The sequence below is a fragment of the Amycolatopsis sp. NPDC051128 genome (assembly GCF_040682715.1).
In the GTDB taxonomy this organism is placed as follows: domain Bacteria; phylum Actinomycetota; class Actinomycetes; order Mycobacteriales; family Pseudonocardiaceae; genus Amycolatopsis.
On record NZ_JBFBBN010000019.1, the window covers coordinates 85,270 to 99,603 of the forward strand.

A 14,334-nucleotide genomic window follows, 5' to 3' on the forward strand; every position below is an offset into this window, starting at 1 on the left:
CGTGCCCGCAGCATGGAAGCCATGGGAGAAAGCAAGAAACAGGTGAGCGTGCTCGGCCTGGGGCGGATGGGTGCCGCCCTGGCCGGGGCGCTCTTGGGGGCGGGACACGACGTCACGGTGTGGAACCGGTCGCCGGTCAAGGCGGGGCCGCTGCTCGACCGCGGCGCGCGGCTCGCGGCCACCCCGGCGGAAGCGGCTTCGGCCGACGTCGTCATCAGTTGTCTGTCCACATACGACACTCAGCAGCCGGTCCTCGACGCCGCGGCGTTGCCGGGCCGGACACTGGTCAACCTCACGTCCGGGACGCCGGAGCAGGCTCGGGGCGTCGCCAAGTGGGCGGCCGACCAGGGCATCGGCTACGTGGACGGCGTCATCATGGCCGTGCCGCAGGGGATCGGGACGCCGGAGGCGCGGATCCTCTACGGCGGCTCGGAAACGGCGTTCACCGCGCAGCGTGACGTGCTCTCGGTTTTGGGAGAGCCGGTGTTCCTCGGCGAGGACGCCGGGCTCGCGGCGCTGTACGACCTGGCGCTGCTCGGCATGATGTGGTCGACGATGGGCGGCTACCTGCACGCGCTGGCCTTGGTCGGCACCGAGGGCGTCACGCCGGAGCGGTTCACGCCGATGGCGTTGCCGTGGCTTTCGGCGGTCAGCGGGTTCCTGCCCGGCATCGGCGCGCAGGTCGCGAGCGGCGACTACGCGACGGACGTGTCCGCTTTGGACATCAACGCGGCCGGGCTCGCCCTGCTGGTGGAGACGAGCCGCGCGCAGGGGATCAACCCGGCGGTGCCCGCCGTTTTCCGGGAACTGTTCGACCGCGCGGTGGCAGCGGGCCACGGCGCGCACGCGATCGCGAGCGTCATCGAGGAGATCCGGTGAAGTACCTCGGCAAGAAGGCCGTCGTCACGGGCGGCACGCACGGCATGGGACTGGCGGTGGTGCGCGCCCTGCTCGACGGCGGCGCGGAGGTGCTGCTGACCGGCCGGGACGTTACGCCGCTGAAGGGGAAACTGCCCGGCAAGGTGCACCTGCTCTCGTCCGACGCGGCTCGCCTGGCCGACGTCGAGGAGCTGGGCGCGGTGGCCGCGGAGACGCTCGGCGAGCTGGACCTGGTGTTCGTCAACGTCGGGTTCTCGACGCTGACGCCCTACGAGCAGGCGACGCCGGAGCTCTACGACCGCACCTTCGACGTCAACACCAAGGGCGCGTACTTCACGGCCCGGCGGCTGGCGGGGTCGGTCCGGCCCGGCGGATCGTTCGTCTTCACGACGTCGGTCGCGGCCGAGGCCGGGATCGCCGGAATGGGCCTGTATTCCGGGGCGAAGGCGGCCGTCCGGTCGTTCGCCCGGACGTACGCGGCCGAGCTGGCGCCGCGCGGGATCCGGGTGAACGTGGTGAGCCCCGGCTACACCGACACCCCGACGATGGGCGTCACCGGCGTGCCTTCCGAAGTCCTGGCGCAGTTCAAGGAGATCGGCGACGAGATCACGCCGTTGAAGCGCCACGCCACCTCCGAAGAGGTCGCGGCGGCGGTGCTGTTCCTGGCCTTCGAGGCGACGTTCACCACCGGCGCCGACCTCCCCGTCGACGGCGGTCTGGGACAACGCCTGACCCTGCCCGCGTAAGTCCGTGAATGTCGCATTGAGGGACTTGAATTGACGCAGTGGCGCGTCAGCGCCTCCGTTGAGGGTGGTGGCGGGGGCATGGATGGACCCTCAATGCGACATTCACGGCTTTCGGGTGAGGTGGATGGCCAGACCCGTGGCGCCGGGCGCGTGGTCGGGGCGGAGGACGAGGTCGGCGTCGTAGTCGCCGCCGTTCTGCGTGCGGAACGGGATCGGGTCCGCGGTGTCCAGGGTCCCCAGGCGTTGGCGCAGGTGTTCTCGAGCTTCGGCGAAGTGCTCCGGTGAGACTCGGTCGGCGCCGTAGACCGCGACCGGCGGCAGCACCGACATCCCGGCGTAGAACAGCGTCCCGTGGTGGAGGCCGAACAGGACGTCGTCGAGCGAGCCGTTGATGCCGCGGGGGCCGAGAGCGGGTTCGCGGGCTCCCGCCGTGACCACGACCATCGCGCGTTTGCCCGCCAGCCTGCCTTCGCCGTAACGCAGGGTGCGCCCGTCCTCGGCTTGGACGCCGTAACCGAAGCCCTTCACGAAGACGCGGTCGAACCAGCCCTTGAGGATCGCCGGCACGCCGTACCACCACAGCGGGAACTGCACGACGACGGCGTCCGCCCAGTCCAGTTTCTCCTGTTCGGCGACGATGTCCGGGCACAGCTCGCCGCCGGCGTAGGCGCGGGCGGCCGTGTCACCGACGACCAGGCGTTCGCCGGAGGCCGCGGCGCCGAAGTCGGCCGCGTCGACCACCGGGTTCCACTTCATGACGTACAGATCCGACTCCCGGACGTCGTGACCGAGCCCGCGGAGCGTCCGGAGCCCGTCGTCACGGAGGGCCCCGCTCAGCGAGCGCGGCTCGGGATGCGCGAAAACCCACAACACGTTCATGACCTCGATGATCACGGGGGTGCCGGCCTCGATCGAGTGGCCTGATAGCCAACCTGTGCAAGAATCGGGCCATGGCCGCATTCGTACATCCCGATCGTCATCACGTAGCCGTGCTGGTCCGGCACGGCATGCTCGTGATGGAGCTGGGCATCGTCCACCGCCTGTTCGGACAGGCGCGCTCGGCGGCCGGCGAACCGTTGTACGAGGTCGTGACCTGCACGCTCGAGCCAGGCCCGGTCCGCACCGACGCCGACTTCACCATCCCGGTCGACCGCGGCCCGGAGGTCCTGGCCGAGGCCGACACCGTGATCGTCCCGGCGTCCCTGGCCGAGTACGAGCCGATGGCGCGTGTGCTGACCCCGCCGCTCAAGGCCGCGCTCGACCTGGTTCCGGCGGCCGCGCGGATCGCGTCGATCTGCACCGGCGCGTTCGTGCTCGCCGCGGCGGGGCTGCTCGACGGCCGCCCGGCCACTACGCACTGGCGCTCCGCCGAAGAGCTCCAGGCCCGGTTCCCCGAGGTCGACGTCGACCCGTGCGTGCTCTACACCGACGACGGCGACGTGTTGACGTCGGCGGGCGTCGCCGCCGGCATCGACCTGGTGCTGCACATGATCCGCCGAGACCACGGCGCGGCCGTCGCGAACGAGGTCGCCCGCGGCACGGTGGTGTCCCCGCACCGCGAAGGCGGCCAGGCCCAGTTCGTCCGGCGGCCGGTGCCCGAGCCCCGCACGTCGTCGACCAAGGTGGCGCGCGCCTGGGCGCTGGAGAACCTGCACCGGCCGCTGACCCTGCGCGAACTCGCCGCCCGCGAGGCGATGAGCACCCGCACCTTCACCCGCCGCTTCCGCGAGGAGGTCGGCATCTCGGCGCTGCAATGGCTCACCCAGCAACGGGTCGAACGCGCCCGCCAGCTCCTCGAGGAGACCGACCTGCCGGTCGACCGCGTCGCCACCGAAGCGGGGTTCGGCACGGCCGCGTCGCTGCGCCAGCACTTTCAGGCGGCCCTCGGGGTGTCCCCGAGCGCGTACCGTTCGACGTTCCGCGGCGAACTGGCGGCCCAGGCCGGATAAATTTCGCTAGCGTTGGCGGCATGGACGACTTCGACGTCAGCCACGGCTTTTATGCCAGCCACAGCCGTTTCACCGACCCGGGTGCGCACTCGGACTGGCTCGACGGCACACCGCGCGACCTCACGGCCCTGCGCGAGGCGGCGTCGCAGCTGGTGTTCCACTACTGGGCCCAGGGCGACATCACGCAGCACGGTTTCCCGGCGTCCCGCCGCGAAGAGATCACCCTGCGGTACGCCGCCGACATGTTCGCGCGCCTGCGCGAGCTCGACCCGGCACCACCCGGCGGGTCCCGTTCACCGCTGCACCGGATCGTCGGCTGCTGCCGCGACTTCACGGTGCTCTTCGTCTCGATGGCACGCCACCACGGCATCCCGGCCCGCGCCCGCGTCGGCTTCGCGAGCTACCTGATCCCGGGCTGGTACCTCGACCACGTCGTCGCCGAAGTTCACGACGGCGACGGGTGGCGTCTCGTCGAACCCCAGCTGCCGACCGGCTTCCGCGACCCGGTGGACGACACGGCGTTCGACCTCCTCGACGTGCCCCGCGATCGGTTCCTGACCGGCCCCGACGCGTGGACCGCGGCCCGCGCGGGCGACGTCGACCCGGCCCGGCTGGTCGTCTCCCCGGACCTGGACGCGCCGTTCCTGCGCGGCCTCCCGTACGCACGGCACAACCTCGTGCTCGACCTCGCCGCGCTGAACAAGCACGAGATGCTCCAGTGGGACCTGTGGGGCGATCTCGACGCCGGCACTGTGCTTTCCGCGACCGGGCTTTCCGCGACTGCGCTTGACCCGGCCGCGCTTGACCCGGCCGCGCTCGCCCGCGCGGACGAACTGGCCGAGCTGGTGGCCGACGCGGACGTCGAGCAGCTGCGGGTGGCCTTCGACGCCGACGACCTCCGGGTGCCGCCGGTGATCCGCTCGGTCACCCCGCCGGGACAGCTCCCGGTCGAGGTAGTGCTTCGCTGACCTCGACGGCGGTCCGCACGAACCGCGCGATCCGCAGGTCCCGCGCACCGGCCGCCCAGGCGAAGGCGAGCGAGTACGGCGTCGCGTCGAGGACCGGCCGGTAGACGACGTCGTCCCGCGAACGCAGCTCGGCGACCGACGCCGGTAGCAGCGCCACCGCCTGCCCGAGCGCCACTGTCTCCAGCAGCTGGGCACTGTCGTGCACCACCGGCCCCGGCGTCACCGGGCCACCGGTCACGTCCTGCCCCGACCAGTAAGCCCGGCTCGCCGCGGACGAGCCCGGCCAGAACGGCGTCGGCCGCCCGGCGAAGTCGGCGCAGGTCAGCGCCGACCGGCCGGCCAGCTCGTGGCCCGCCGGGAGCGCGGCGACCCGCGGTTCGCTGAAGAGCACCTCGACGTCCAGGCCGTCCTGTCCGTCGTGGCCGGGGCCGTCTGGGCCGCTGGAGCAGCCGAGCAACGCCACATCGGCCCGGCCGTCACGCAGCATCTCCGCCTGCTCGCCGAACCCGCTGACCCGGATCTCGACCGGGTCCGGGAATCGGTCGGCGATCCGCCGCAGCAGGTCGGTGGCGACGCCGGGTTTCGCGGTGACGACGAGCGCCGGCGCCTGCCGTGCCGCCCGGCGGGTGCGCCGGACCGCCGCGGAGACCGCGTCCAGTGCCTTCGCCGACTCCGTGAACAGCACGTTCCCGGCCGGTGTCAGCGCCACGTGCCGGCTGGTGCGTTCGAAGAGCTGGACGCCGAGCCGCCGCTCCAGCAACCGGATCGCGCGCGACAGCGGTGGCTGCGCCATAGCGAGCCGCTCCGCCGCACGGGAGAAGTTCAGCTCTTCGGCGACCGCGCGGAAATAGCGCAGTTCACGGACCTCGACGTCGTCCATATCGCGAGGGTATCGCGGTAGAGCCCATGGGTCTTTCCCTTTCTGTTTCGCGGATGTTCGACTTGGTGTCGAGAACTCCACAAAGGACGGACATCGATGACGCGACCGCAGCACAACAAGGAAGTCGTCCTGGGCTTCCTCCGGCTGGCCTTCACCGAGAAGCGCCCGGCCGACGCCTTCGCCGAGTACGGCGGCGAAGACTACGTCCAGCACAATCCCCACGCCCCGGCGAGCGCCGAGGCCTCGGCGCGGTACCTCGCCCAGTTCGTGGCGCGCTTTCCCGAACTGAGCCTGGACGTGCGCCGGGTGATCGCCGAGGACGACCTCGTGTGCACGCACAGCCTGCTTCGCCTGACGCCCGGATCGCGGGGGAGCGCGGTCGTGGACGTGATGCGGGTGCGGGACGGCAAGATCGTCGAGCACTGGGACGTCGTCCAGGAGGTGCCCGAGACCACGGCCAGTGGCAACCCGATGATCTAGGGCGCGACGCCGTGGAGCGCGGCCCGCACGACCGCATCCACCGTCGGCAGGGAATACCGGCTCATGTGCGGGAAGACCGTGTCCAGCACCGATCCGTGGCAGTAGCCGACCAGCATGACCGCTGTCGCGTCCACTTCGGACTCCGGGTGGAGCCTGCCGAGCGCCTGCTCCTCTTCGAGGTAGGTCACCAGCCGGTCGCGCCACTGGCCGGACCGCTCGGTCATGTCCGCGAAGCGTTCCAGCACCCTCGGCTGCCCGATCAAGCCGCTGAACGCCGGCACGATCATGCGGTGCAGGCCGAGGCCGTACTCCAGGTGGCGGCGGAGGTTCCCCTCCAGGGTGCCTTCGCCCGCCACCGGTAGCTCGCCCAACGTCGCCTCCGTCCGGCGCACGTACTCGAGCAGGGCCAGGGCCACCAGCTCTTCCTTGTCGGAGAAGTGGTTGTAGAGCACGCCGTCGGCGACGCCCGCCGTGCGGGCGATCTCGCGCACGGTGAGGTTGGCGGTGCCGTGCGCGGCGATCATCTTCTCGGCGGCTTCGACCAGCAGGTCGTGCAGGGACTGCCCATCCCGCTGGGCCGCGGCTTTCCTCGGTGACATCACCGCTATCGTACGGGCGCCGTCGTCACGACCTCCTTCCCGTGACCAGCCACGCCGTGCCGCGCAGGCTGACCGCGTCCGGCCCCGCGAACGGCTCCAGCGCCGCGGTGAGGGCTTCCGTCGCCCGCGCGGCCGTCGCGCTGTCGACCATGCCCAGGTGGTGGCGGACCGGACCCCAGTGCGCGATGAACCGCGCCGCGTCGGGGACGTCGCGGCCCCACACCTGGTCGGCTTCGACGTGGGCGCACGCCACGTCTTCGAAGCCGGCTTCGGTCAGCACCGCCCTGGTCCGGTCCGGATCCGCGAACGACGTCGGCCCGCTGCCGTCCGGGCCGGTCGGCTGGGGCAGGTACGCCGCCAGCGCGCCGAACACCCGGCCGAGGTCGGTGCCGGCGAGGGCTGTCATGCAGAGGAACGCGAGCCGCCCGCCGGGGCGCAGCCCTCGCCGGACGTTGGCGAACGCGGCCACCGGATCGGCGAAGAACATCACCCCGAACCGGCTGACCGCCAGGTCGAACCCGCCCTCGGCGAACGGGTGGACCTGGGCGTCACCCTGCTCGAAGGTCACGTTCGGCACCTCCGATGCCCGCGCCCGCGCGGTCGCGAGCATCGGCCCGGACAGGTCGACGCCGGTGGCCGACCGGGCACGTGCCGCGGCCAGCCGGGTCAGCTGGCCGTTGCCGCAGCCGATGTCGAGCACGCGGTCGTCCGCGCCGGCCTGATCGAGCAGGTAGCCGTTGAAGCCGCTGTTCACCGCGTCGTAGCGATCGGCGTTCGTCGCCCAGTGCTCCCCTTCGTAGCCGTTCCATGCCTCCGCCTGCGCGGTGTTGACGATGCCGGTCATCTCGATCCCCTCCGTCGTGAACACTGGTTCATGAACGCAAGTTCATAGTCTCGAGGCAGAGTCCGGCTGTCAAGAATCGAGCGCCTCGATCACCTGTTCGAGTGCGATGTCGGGGTCACAGAACCGTGATTCGCAGGGCCGCCAGCCGGGCGGGATCGGCGATCACCTCGTATGCCGCCACCCGCTCGTCTTCGACTGTCACCGCGAGGGCGAGCAGCAGGCGTCCGCGTGGCGCGACGACGACGCCGACGGCGCCGTCGACCAGCGCGGTTTCGGCGAACCGGGCCCGCTTCCCGAACACCTGCGTCTCTTCCGCCACGGCACGCGCCCCGCGCGTTTCGAGAGCCACTCCCATCGGCAGCGCGACCGCGTCGGCGCGGCGGACGACGTCCGGGGCCAGCACGTCCATGAGCTCGGCGAGATCGCCGCCGCGGGCGGCCGCCAGGAACGCGTCGACCACCCGGCGGTGCCGCGCCACGTCGGACGGCGGCAGCGGGGACGCGCCCCGCACGCGCTGCCGCGCGCGGCTCGCGAGCTTCTTCGCGGCCACCGGCGTGCGGTCCAGCACCGGGGCGATCCGGTCGAACGGCACCGCGAACAGGTCGTGCAGCACGAACGCGATCCGCTCGGCCGGGCCGAGCGCGGCCAGCACGACGAGCAGCGCGCGGCCCACCGAGTCGGCCAGCTCCACTTCGCCCGCCGGGTCGGCTTCCGCGGCCGGCTCCGGCAGGCCTTCGACCGGCTCCTCGCGGCGCGCCTTCCGCGAGCGCAGCACGTCGAGGCAGACGCGGGAGACGACCGGGGTCAGCCAGGCCGCCAGGTTGTCGACGGAGTCCACCCGGTTCAGCCGCAGCCAGGCCTCCTGGACGGCGTCGTCCGCCTCGGCGGCCGAGCCGAGCATCCGGTAAGCCAGCCCGCGCAGCCTGCCGCGCTCGGCTTCGAACCGCTCCGCCAGCTCGTCCATCGGTCACCTTTCGTTCGCCGTCATCGTCGCCTTCCTGACGAATCCCCGCGATCAGAGGTGACGGATGAGCCTGCTGACCCCTGCCGACCTGGGCGCATGGCTCCTGCCGAACCGCGTCGTGCTCGCGCCGTCGACCCGCGCGCCCCGGGCCGGGTTCGACGGCGTCGAGGTGGCGGCGAACGGCGTGTACCTCCTCGCGACGCCGTGTCGTACGCGAGGCACTTCGTCGCGAACCCGGGCCTGGTGACGCGGTTCGCGCTCGGCCGGCCGGTTACGTCGAGCAGGCGGCCGCGATGGCGGCGGTGTCCCAGTAGAAGGGGCGGACCTCGGTGACGCGGCCGGCCGCGACCGTGATCGTCTGGAGGATCGGGAAGTCGAGCTCCCGGCCGGTGGCGCGGGCGCGCGCGTGCACGTGGGTCAGCACGACGAGCGGGGACGTCGTGGCGAGGAATTCCTGCTTCGCCAGGTCGAAGACGTCCCAGGCGCGGCTCATCGCGGCGAAGAACGCCTCGATGCCCTCGTGCCCGCGCCAGACGCCGCCGTAGGGCAGCGCGTCGGCCTGGTGCAGCACGACGTCCGGCGCGAAGAACGGGGCCAGTGGCGCGAAATCGCCCGCGGCCAGGTATTCGGCTTCCGCGGCGTACATGCCTTCGAGGACGGCGACGGGATCGGTGCTCATGACGATCACGGTGGCGCACGGAAGAGCGCGCCACCGGCGGAAACCGGACGTCGCGCTACTCCTCCGGGCACCACACCGCCAGCTCGCTCCCGCCGGGCTCGCGGAAGTGGAAGCGCCGGCCACCGGGGAACGAGAACGGCTCGGTCGTCACCACACCGCCCGCCGCCGTCACCGCCCCGCGGGCCGCCACCAGGTCGTCCGTGCGGATGGTGACCAGGGGTGCGCGTGGTTGTTCGGCCGCGTCCGCCTGGAACCCCAAGGTGACCCCGGTGGTCCGGACGTCGGTGTAGTCCGGGCCGTACGGGGTCACCGCCCAGCCGAACGCGCGCTCGAAGAACTGCCCGGACGCCGTTGCCGACGCGGACGGGAACTCGACGAAGTCGATTTCGTACATGCCGCCGAAGCTAGCGGCGACCACCGACAGAACCGCGCGAGCGGGCCACGGCCAGCCCGCCGAGCACCACGGCGACGAGCCCGATCACCAGCGCCGCGTACCCGCCGACGATTCCGTAGCCGGTACCGGGACCGCCCTCGGCGGCGGCCACGACCAGTCCGCCGGCGACCGCGCCGGCCAGGCCCGCCACCATGGCCACGACGGCCCCTCTCCCCCGGGTCAGTGCCAGCCCGCCGGCGACCACGCCGGCCAGCCCCACCAGCGCCCCGGCCACGGACCAGATCCGCCCCGGGGTGAAGGTGTAGGCACTGACGGCGGCGATGTCATGGACGTCCATGAAGTACTCCCTCGGTTCGATTTCGACCGGACGTCTCCGAGCATGTCCGCCGGGCCCGCTCCCGTCGTTGTGCGGGAGCAGGCACTTTCCGCTGCCGCGGACGGCGCAGGAGTACTGCGTCCGTGGTAGCCGGCGAATCCTCTTGACGTGGGATTCGACCGGAGAGCCGTCCGGTTAGGGTTCGGGGATGAGCCGCGGACGGATCGTGGACGGCGTGATCGCCGTCGGGGTGGCGGCGGCCCTGCTGGTCGCGGGACTGTCCGGGGACCACCTGCCCACGCGGCTCGACGCGCTGGGCTACGCACTGCTCGTGGCCGGGGGCCTGGCACTGGCCGCGCGCCGCCGGGCTCCGGTCGCCGTGCTGGCGGTGACCGCCTCGTGCGCGGTGGGGTACCAGGCCGTCGGTTTCGCCGTGCCCGTCGTCGCCTACCTGTTCGCCGTGTACGCCGCGGTGCGGGCGGGCCACCGCATCGCCGCCGTGGTGACCTCGGTGCTCATGCTGGCCGCGGTTCCGTTGGCGATCCTGGCTTCCCGGCACGACTGGCCGGTGGGTGAGGCCTTCACGCAGTCCCGGGACGTCCTCCAGCTGGCCTGGCTGATCGCCGCCGGTGCGGCGGGGGAGGCGCTGCGCCAGGCCGAGCGCCGGGCCGACGAGGCCGAGCGCACCCGCGAGGAGACCGCGCGCCGGCGCGCCGACGAGGAGCGGCTGCACATCGCGCGGGAACTGCACGATTCGCTCACCCACCAGATCTCCGTCATCAAGGTGCAGGCCGAAGTCGCCGTCCACCTGGCCCGCAAGCGGGGCGAGGACGTGCCGGACGCCCTGCTGGCGATCCTGGACGCCGGCCGGGAAGCGACGCGGGAGCTGCGCGCGACCCTGGAGGCGCTGCGCGACGACGACAAGAACCCGCCGCACGGGCTCGACGACGTCCCGGACCTGGTGCGCCGGGCCCGGACCGCCGGCCTCGACACGCGGCTGACGATCGAGGGCCGCCGCGACGACGTGCCGGCCGCGGTGGAGCGGACCGCGTACCGGATCGTCCAGGAGTCGCTGACCAACGTCACCCGCCACGCCGGCGCGGCCACCGCGTCGGTCCGGATCGACCACCGGCCCGGCACGCTGGTCATCCGGGTCGACGACGACGGAACGGCCACTGTGGACACCGCGCCGGTGCCGGGCGTCGGCCTGCTCGGAATGCGTGAACGCGTCACCGCCCTCGGTGGCCGGCTCCAGGCGGCTCCGCGCAGCGAAGGCGGCTTCAGCGTGCAGGCGGAACTCCCCGTGGACCACCCCGCATGATCCGCGTCCTGCTGGCCGACGACCAGCCGCTCATCCGCAGCGGGTTCCGCGCGCTCCTCGACATCGAGGACGACATCGAGGTGGTCGCCGAAGCCGCCGACGGCCGCGAGGCGGTGGCGCTGGCGCGGGAACACCTGCCGGACATCGCGCTGGTCGACGTCCAGATGCCGGACGTCGACGGCATCGAGGCGACCCGGCGCATCGCCGCGGACCCGGCACTGGCCGCGGTGCGCGTCGTCATCCTGACCAACTACGGCCTGGACGAATACGTCTTCGAAGCCCTGCGCGCCGGCGCGGCCGGGTTCCTCGTCAAGGACATCCGGCCGGAGGACTTCCTGCACGCCGTGCGCGTCGCCGCGCGGGGTGACGCCCTGCTGTCACCGTCGATCACCCGCAAGCTGATCGACCGGTACGTCGCCCAGCCGCCGGCTCCGGGCGCGGGCCTGGCCGAACTGACCAACCGCGAGCGCGAGGCCGTCGCTCTGGTCGCGCGGGGCCTGTCCAACGACGAGATCGCCGCGCGGATGGTGATCAGCCCGCTGACCGCGAAGACCCACGTCAACCGGGCCATGGTCAAGCTCCACGCCCGCGACCGCGCGCAGCTCGTGGTGCTCGCCTACGAATCCGGGTTGGCCGCGCCGCGCACTTCCTGAAGCCGCGGACGGTCACCGCTCGTCACCGCCGTTCCGGTTTCTCGTGTCCGTGCGGTGGTGGCGGCCAGTAGTCGCAGGGAGGTGATGTGCAGGGCCCGGCTTGCCCGGAGCAGGAGATCGACATCGAGGGGGACCGCCCGGCGGTCCGCCGATTCGAGCGGCTGATCAGCACCTTCGCCGACATCGTCGGAGAGTCGTGACTCCCGTTTCTCTGGTGGTGTCAGGCGAGCAGTCCGCGTAGTGCGGTCGGGGTGTGTCCCAGATGTTCGCGCACGGTTCGGCACAGGTGGGCCTGGTCGGCGAAGCCGAGGTCGGCGGCGAGGGCGGCGAGGCTGGGTTCACCTGCCTCCAGCCGGTCCAGCGCGTGGGCTACGCGGACGCGGTTGCGATACCGAGTCAGCGATACCCCCAGATCGTGGGTGAAGGCACGGCTGAGCCGGTAGGGCGAGACACCCAGCAGGGTGGCGAGTGGAATCAGGCCGGCCGCGGCGGGGTGGCTGTCACCGATCACGCCGCGGGCTTGGGCCACCAGTGCCCGGTCACCGGCGCGTGCCCGGTCGCTGTCCGGGGTGGTCGTGGCCACGACCTGCCGGACGACCGGGGCCACCAGGTGGACCAGGCTCTCGGCTGCCGCGTAGTCGGTGTCGGCGGCGCGGGCGGCGGCCAGGAGCTGCCGGTGGGCGAGGTCGAGCCTGCCGTCCACATACAGCGACGAGCGGTCCAGCAGTGGTGTGTCGCCGGCCAGGGTGCGCCAGAGCGCGGGTGTCAGGCTGATCGAGGTGCACCTGTCGCCGCCGGCGGGATGGGCGAAGTGCTCCTCCTCGCCGGGCATTCCGAGGTAGCCGACGGTGTGGTCGAGGTCCGTGCGGACACCGCGGACCCGGCGGCGGAACCCGCCGTGGCGCACGAACACGAGCCGCACGTCCTCCCGCGGCTGCTCGGTCGACCAGCCGCGGTGGTCGTCTCGGCAGTCCACCGCCGTGACGGTGAACTCCGGCCGGGTCGCGAGATCGACGAAGGAGAGCACCTTCGAAGGCTATGCGGAGGGTCTGACAGTTCCGCAAGGATCTTCAAGACCTGCGGGCGGGCTCGGGGCAGGCTCAGCTCACCCTTTGACGCAGCACCGAGAAACACAGGTAGGAGACATGGCGTCCATCCGCAAGGAAATCGTGATCGAGTCCAGTGCCGAGGATGTGTGGGAGGTGATCGGCGACTTCGCCGCGGGTCCCTCGCGGATGGCACCGGGGTTCGTGCTGGACACCCAGGTCGAGGCCGACTGCCGGACCGTCACCTTCGCCGACGGCACGGTGGTCCGGGAACGACGTGTCGGCGTCGACCACGACACGCGCCGGATCGTCTACGCGGTCGTCGACGGGACCGTTCGACCGGACCACGACAACGCCTCCATGCAGGTCGTCGCCGACGGCGAACGGCGATGCCGGCTGGCGTGGATCCGCGACGTACTCCCCGACGAACTGGCCGCGCCGATGACCGAGGCGATGGCGCACGGCCTGGAGGTCATCAAACGGACCCTTGACGCCACCCACGATCCGCAGCGGGGATCGCGCGTGTGACGTCGCGGGTTTCTCGCGCGGAAGCCGCACCAGGTCCTGGTCAGGCCGGGCGGCCCGCACCGGCGTAGTCGTCGCCCTTCGAGTGGTACGTGTGGATCTGGATCGCCTGGCCCTCGGTCGGCGCGTTGATCATCAGTCCGTTGCCGAGGTACATCCCGACGTGGTGGATGCGGGTCGCCGGGCTGCCGTAGAACACCAGGTCGCCCAGGCGCGGCTCCTGGGCCGGCGGGACCGCCGGGATCGCGCGGAACTGGCTGTCCGCCGTCCGCGGCAGGGCGACGCCCGCGCTGTCGTACGACGCCTTCGTCAGCCCCGAGCAGTCGAAGCCGGCCGCGCCCGCGTCCGGGCCGTTGCCGCCCCAGACGTACGGGAGGCCGAGCTGGCCGAGCGCGAACCGGGTGGCCCGGACGCGTGCCGAACCGGCCGACGCCGGGTCGAGCGAGAGCGTCGCGTACAGCTGCGCCATGCCGAGCACGCGCTGGCGGAACAGCTCGGTCTCGCTGCCCTGGTGGTAGGCCGCGATCGCCTTCCACCAGCCGGGTCCGGCGCCCAGGTCGGTGCCGCTCGCGCAGAGCGCGCGGCCGGCCGCGACCGACGCCGAGTCCGGGTCCGGCGCCTTCTTGGCCTGGGCCGCCGGCAATCCGAGCAGGTTCCCGCCGCCGCGGCCGTGGTCGGACGCCGCCGAGCCGACCCCGGCCAGGGTGACCCACGAGAGGTGGCACGACGGCTTCTCGCTCCGCAGCGTCAGCTCGCCGTTCGCGTAGCCGACCAGCGCGTCCGCCGGGATGCCGAGGGGCCCGGCCAGCTGGTCGGCCCACTGCCGGAGCGGGCTCTTGCCGCCCTGTCCGGACGCGCCCTGACCCGCCTCCTGCGCCTTCACGGGTGCGCTGACTTCGAGGACCGACGGGCCCGACGCCGCCTCGGCGGCCGGCAGGGGCGGCGGAACCGGCGCGGGCTCCGGCTCCCGGTCGGCGAGCAGCCAGCCCGTCACGACCAGGCCCGCGACGAGCGGCAGCGCGACCAGACCACGCAGGGCCGCCCCGCGGGCCCAGGAAGTCGGCTTGGTCGTCACGGGTTCCAACTTAGAA

Annotated in this window: 19 protein-coding genes; 9 read left to right on the top strand and 10 right to left on the bottom strand. The window is 72.4% G+C overall.

Annotated features, from left to right (window positions below; genetic code table 11):
- Nucleotides 1-21 precede the first annotated feature (21 nt).
- Both AB0M82_RS20925 and AB0M82_RS20930 read left to right on the top strand, forming a co-directional pair.
- A complete protein-coding gene (locus tag AB0M82_RS20925) occupies nucleotides 22-879 on the top strand; it encodes an NAD(P)-binding domain-containing protein (protein WP_364724117.1) in 858 nt (285 codons plus the stop codon).
- Entirely contained in the window at nucleotides 876-1,625 is a 750-nt protein-coding gene (locus AB0M82_RS20930; protein WP_364724118.1) for an SDR family oxidoreductase, read from the top strand. The genes AB0M82_RS20925 and AB0M82_RS20930 overlap by 4 nt, the downstream gene beginning before the upstream one ends.
- A 102-nt stretch (nucleotides 1,626-1,727) precedes the next feature.
- Here the strand turns inward: AB0M82_RS20930 and AB0M82_RS20935 are convergent, their stop codons facing one another.
- Nucleotides 1,728-2,504, bottom strand: a complete 777-nt coding sequence (locus AB0M82_RS20935; RefSeq protein ID WP_364724120.1) for an NAD(P)H-dependent oxidoreductase — start codon at nucleotides 2,502-2,504, stop codon at nucleotides 1,728-1,730.
- 71 nt (nucleotides 2,505-2,575) lie between these two features.
- Here AB0M82_RS20935 and AB0M82_RS20940 point away from each other — a divergent pair, with 71 nt between their 5' ends.
- Nucleotides 2,576-3,574: a helix-turn-helix domain-containing protein gene (locus AB0M82_RS20940; protein WP_364724121.1), complete on the top strand. Its 999-nt coding sequence runs from the start codon at nucleotides 2,576-2,578 to the stop codon at nucleotides 3,572-3,574.
- A 20-nt stretch (nucleotides 3,575-3,594) separates the two neighbouring features.
- On the top strand, nucleotides 3,595-4,542 hold the full coding sequence (locus tag AB0M82_RS20945) for a transglutaminase domain-containing protein (protein WP_364724122.1): 948 nt from the start codon (nucleotides 3,595-3,597) through the stop codon (nucleotides 4,540-4,542).
- On the opposite strand, the gene AB0M82_RS20950 is transcribed toward AB0M82_RS20945, so the two are convergent.
- On the bottom strand, nucleotides 4,499-5,422 hold the full coding sequence (locus AB0M82_RS20950) for a LysR family transcriptional regulator (RefSeq protein ID WP_364724124.1): 924 nt from the start codon (nucleotides 5,420-5,422) through the stop codon (nucleotides 4,499-4,501). The genes AB0M82_RS20945 and AB0M82_RS20950 overlap by 44 nt on opposite strands.
- 96 nt (nucleotides 5,423-5,518) lie before the next feature.
- On the opposite strand from AB0M82_RS20950, the gene AB0M82_RS20955 reads away from it, so the two are divergent.
- Entirely contained in the window at nucleotides 5,519-5,902 is a 384-nt protein-coding gene (locus AB0M82_RS20955) for a nuclear transport factor 2 family protein (RefSeq protein WP_364724126.1), read from the top strand.
- Here AB0M82_RS20955 and AB0M82_RS20960 read toward each other — a convergent pair.
- The 3 genes from AB0M82_RS20960 to AB0M82_RS20970 form a co-directional block, all read right to left on the bottom strand.
- Nucleotides 5,899-6,501 (bottom strand): helix-turn-helix domain-containing protein, encoded by a 603-nt coding sequence (locus AB0M82_RS20960; protein ID WP_364724128.1) that lies wholly within the window; start codon nucleotides 6,499-6,501, stop codon nucleotides 5,899-5,901. The genes AB0M82_RS20955 and AB0M82_RS20960 overlap by 4 nt on opposite strands.
- A gap of 25 nt (nucleotides 6,502-6,526) precedes the next feature.
- A complete protein-coding gene (locus tag AB0M82_RS20965; protein WP_364724130.1) occupies nucleotides 6,527-7,345 on the bottom strand; it encodes a methyltransferase domain-containing protein in 819 nt (272 codons plus the stop codon).
- Nucleotides 7,346-7,460: 115 nt separating this feature from the next.
- Entirely contained in the window at nucleotides 7,461-8,309 is an 849-nt protein-coding gene (locus AB0M82_RS20970) for a sigma-70 family RNA polymerase sigma factor (RefSeq protein WP_364724131.1), read from the bottom strand.
- Between the two features lie 64 nt (nucleotides 8,310-8,373).
- Here AB0M82_RS20970 and AB0M82_RS20975 point away from each other — a divergent pair, with 64 nt between their 5' ends.
- Nucleotides 8,374-8,556 carry a hypothetical protein gene (locus AB0M82_RS20975; protein ID WP_364724133.1) on the top strand — a complete coding sequence of 61 codons (183 nt, stop codon included), beginning with the start codon at nucleotides 8,374-8,376 and terminating at the stop codon, nucleotides 8,554-8,556.
- Between the two features lie 24 nt (nucleotides 8,557-8,580).
- On the opposite strand, the gene AB0M82_RS20980 is transcribed toward AB0M82_RS20975, so the two are convergent.
- From AB0M82_RS20980 to AB0M82_RS20990, 3 genes are read right to left on the bottom strand one after another with little or no spacing between them, the layout of a single operon-like run.
- Nucleotides 8,581-8,988: a nuclear transport factor 2 family protein gene (locus AB0M82_RS20980; RefSeq protein WP_364724135.1), complete on the bottom strand. Its 408-nt coding sequence runs from the start codon at nucleotides 8,986-8,988 to the stop codon at nucleotides 8,581-8,583.
- 55 nt (nucleotides 8,989-9,043) lie between these two features.
- Nucleotides 9,044-9,382, bottom strand: coding sequence for a VOC family protein (locus tag AB0M82_RS20985; RefSeq protein WP_364724136.1), 339 nt, complete (start codon nucleotides 9,380-9,382; stop codon nucleotides 9,044-9,046).
- 10 nt (nucleotides 9,383-9,392) lie between these two features.
- On the bottom strand, nucleotides 9,393-9,719 hold the full coding sequence (locus tag AB0M82_RS20990) for a DUF6223 family protein (protein ID WP_364724138.1): 327 nt from the start codon (nucleotides 9,717-9,719) through the stop codon (nucleotides 9,393-9,395).
- A gap of 187 nt (nucleotides 9,720-9,906) precedes the next feature.
- Between AB0M82_RS20990 and AB0M82_RS20995 the strand changes: the two genes are divergently transcribed.
- Nucleotides 9,907-11,019: a histidine kinase gene (locus AB0M82_RS20995; RefSeq protein WP_364724140.1), complete on the top strand. Its 1,113-nt coding sequence runs from the start codon at nucleotides 9,907-9,909 to the stop codon at nucleotides 11,017-11,019.
- Nucleotides 11,016-11,672 (top strand): response regulator transcription factor, encoded by a 657-nt coding sequence (locus tag AB0M82_RS21000; protein WP_364724141.1) that lies wholly within the window; start codon nucleotides 11,016-11,018, stop codon nucleotides 11,670-11,672. The genes AB0M82_RS20995 and AB0M82_RS21000 overlap by 4 nt, the downstream gene beginning before the upstream one ends.
- A 220-nt stretch (nucleotides 11,673-11,892) precedes the next feature.
- On the opposite strand, the gene AB0M82_RS21005 is transcribed toward AB0M82_RS21000, so the two are convergent.
- On the bottom strand, nucleotides 11,893-12,699 hold the full coding sequence (locus tag AB0M82_RS21005; RefSeq protein ID WP_364724143.1) for a helix-turn-helix domain-containing protein: 807 nt from the start codon (nucleotides 12,697-12,699) through the stop codon (nucleotides 11,893-11,895).
- 118 nt (nucleotides 12,700-12,817) lie between these two features.
- Here AB0M82_RS21005 and AB0M82_RS21010 point away from each other — a divergent pair, with 118 nt between their 5' ends.
- Nucleotides 12,818-13,246 carry an SRPBCC family protein gene (locus tag AB0M82_RS21010; RefSeq protein ID WP_364724144.1) on the top strand — a complete coding sequence of 143 codons (429 nt, stop codon included), beginning with the start codon at nucleotides 12,818-12,820 and terminating at the stop codon, nucleotides 13,244-13,246.
- Between the two features lie 40 nt (nucleotides 13,247-13,286).
- On the opposite strand, the gene AB0M82_RS21015 is transcribed toward AB0M82_RS21010, so the two are convergent.
- A complete protein-coding gene (locus tag AB0M82_RS21015; protein WP_364724146.1) occupies nucleotides 13,287-14,318 on the bottom strand; it encodes a C40 family peptidase in 1,032 nt (343 codons plus the stop codon).
- Between the last annotated feature and the right edge of the window lie 16 nt (nucleotides 14,319-14,334).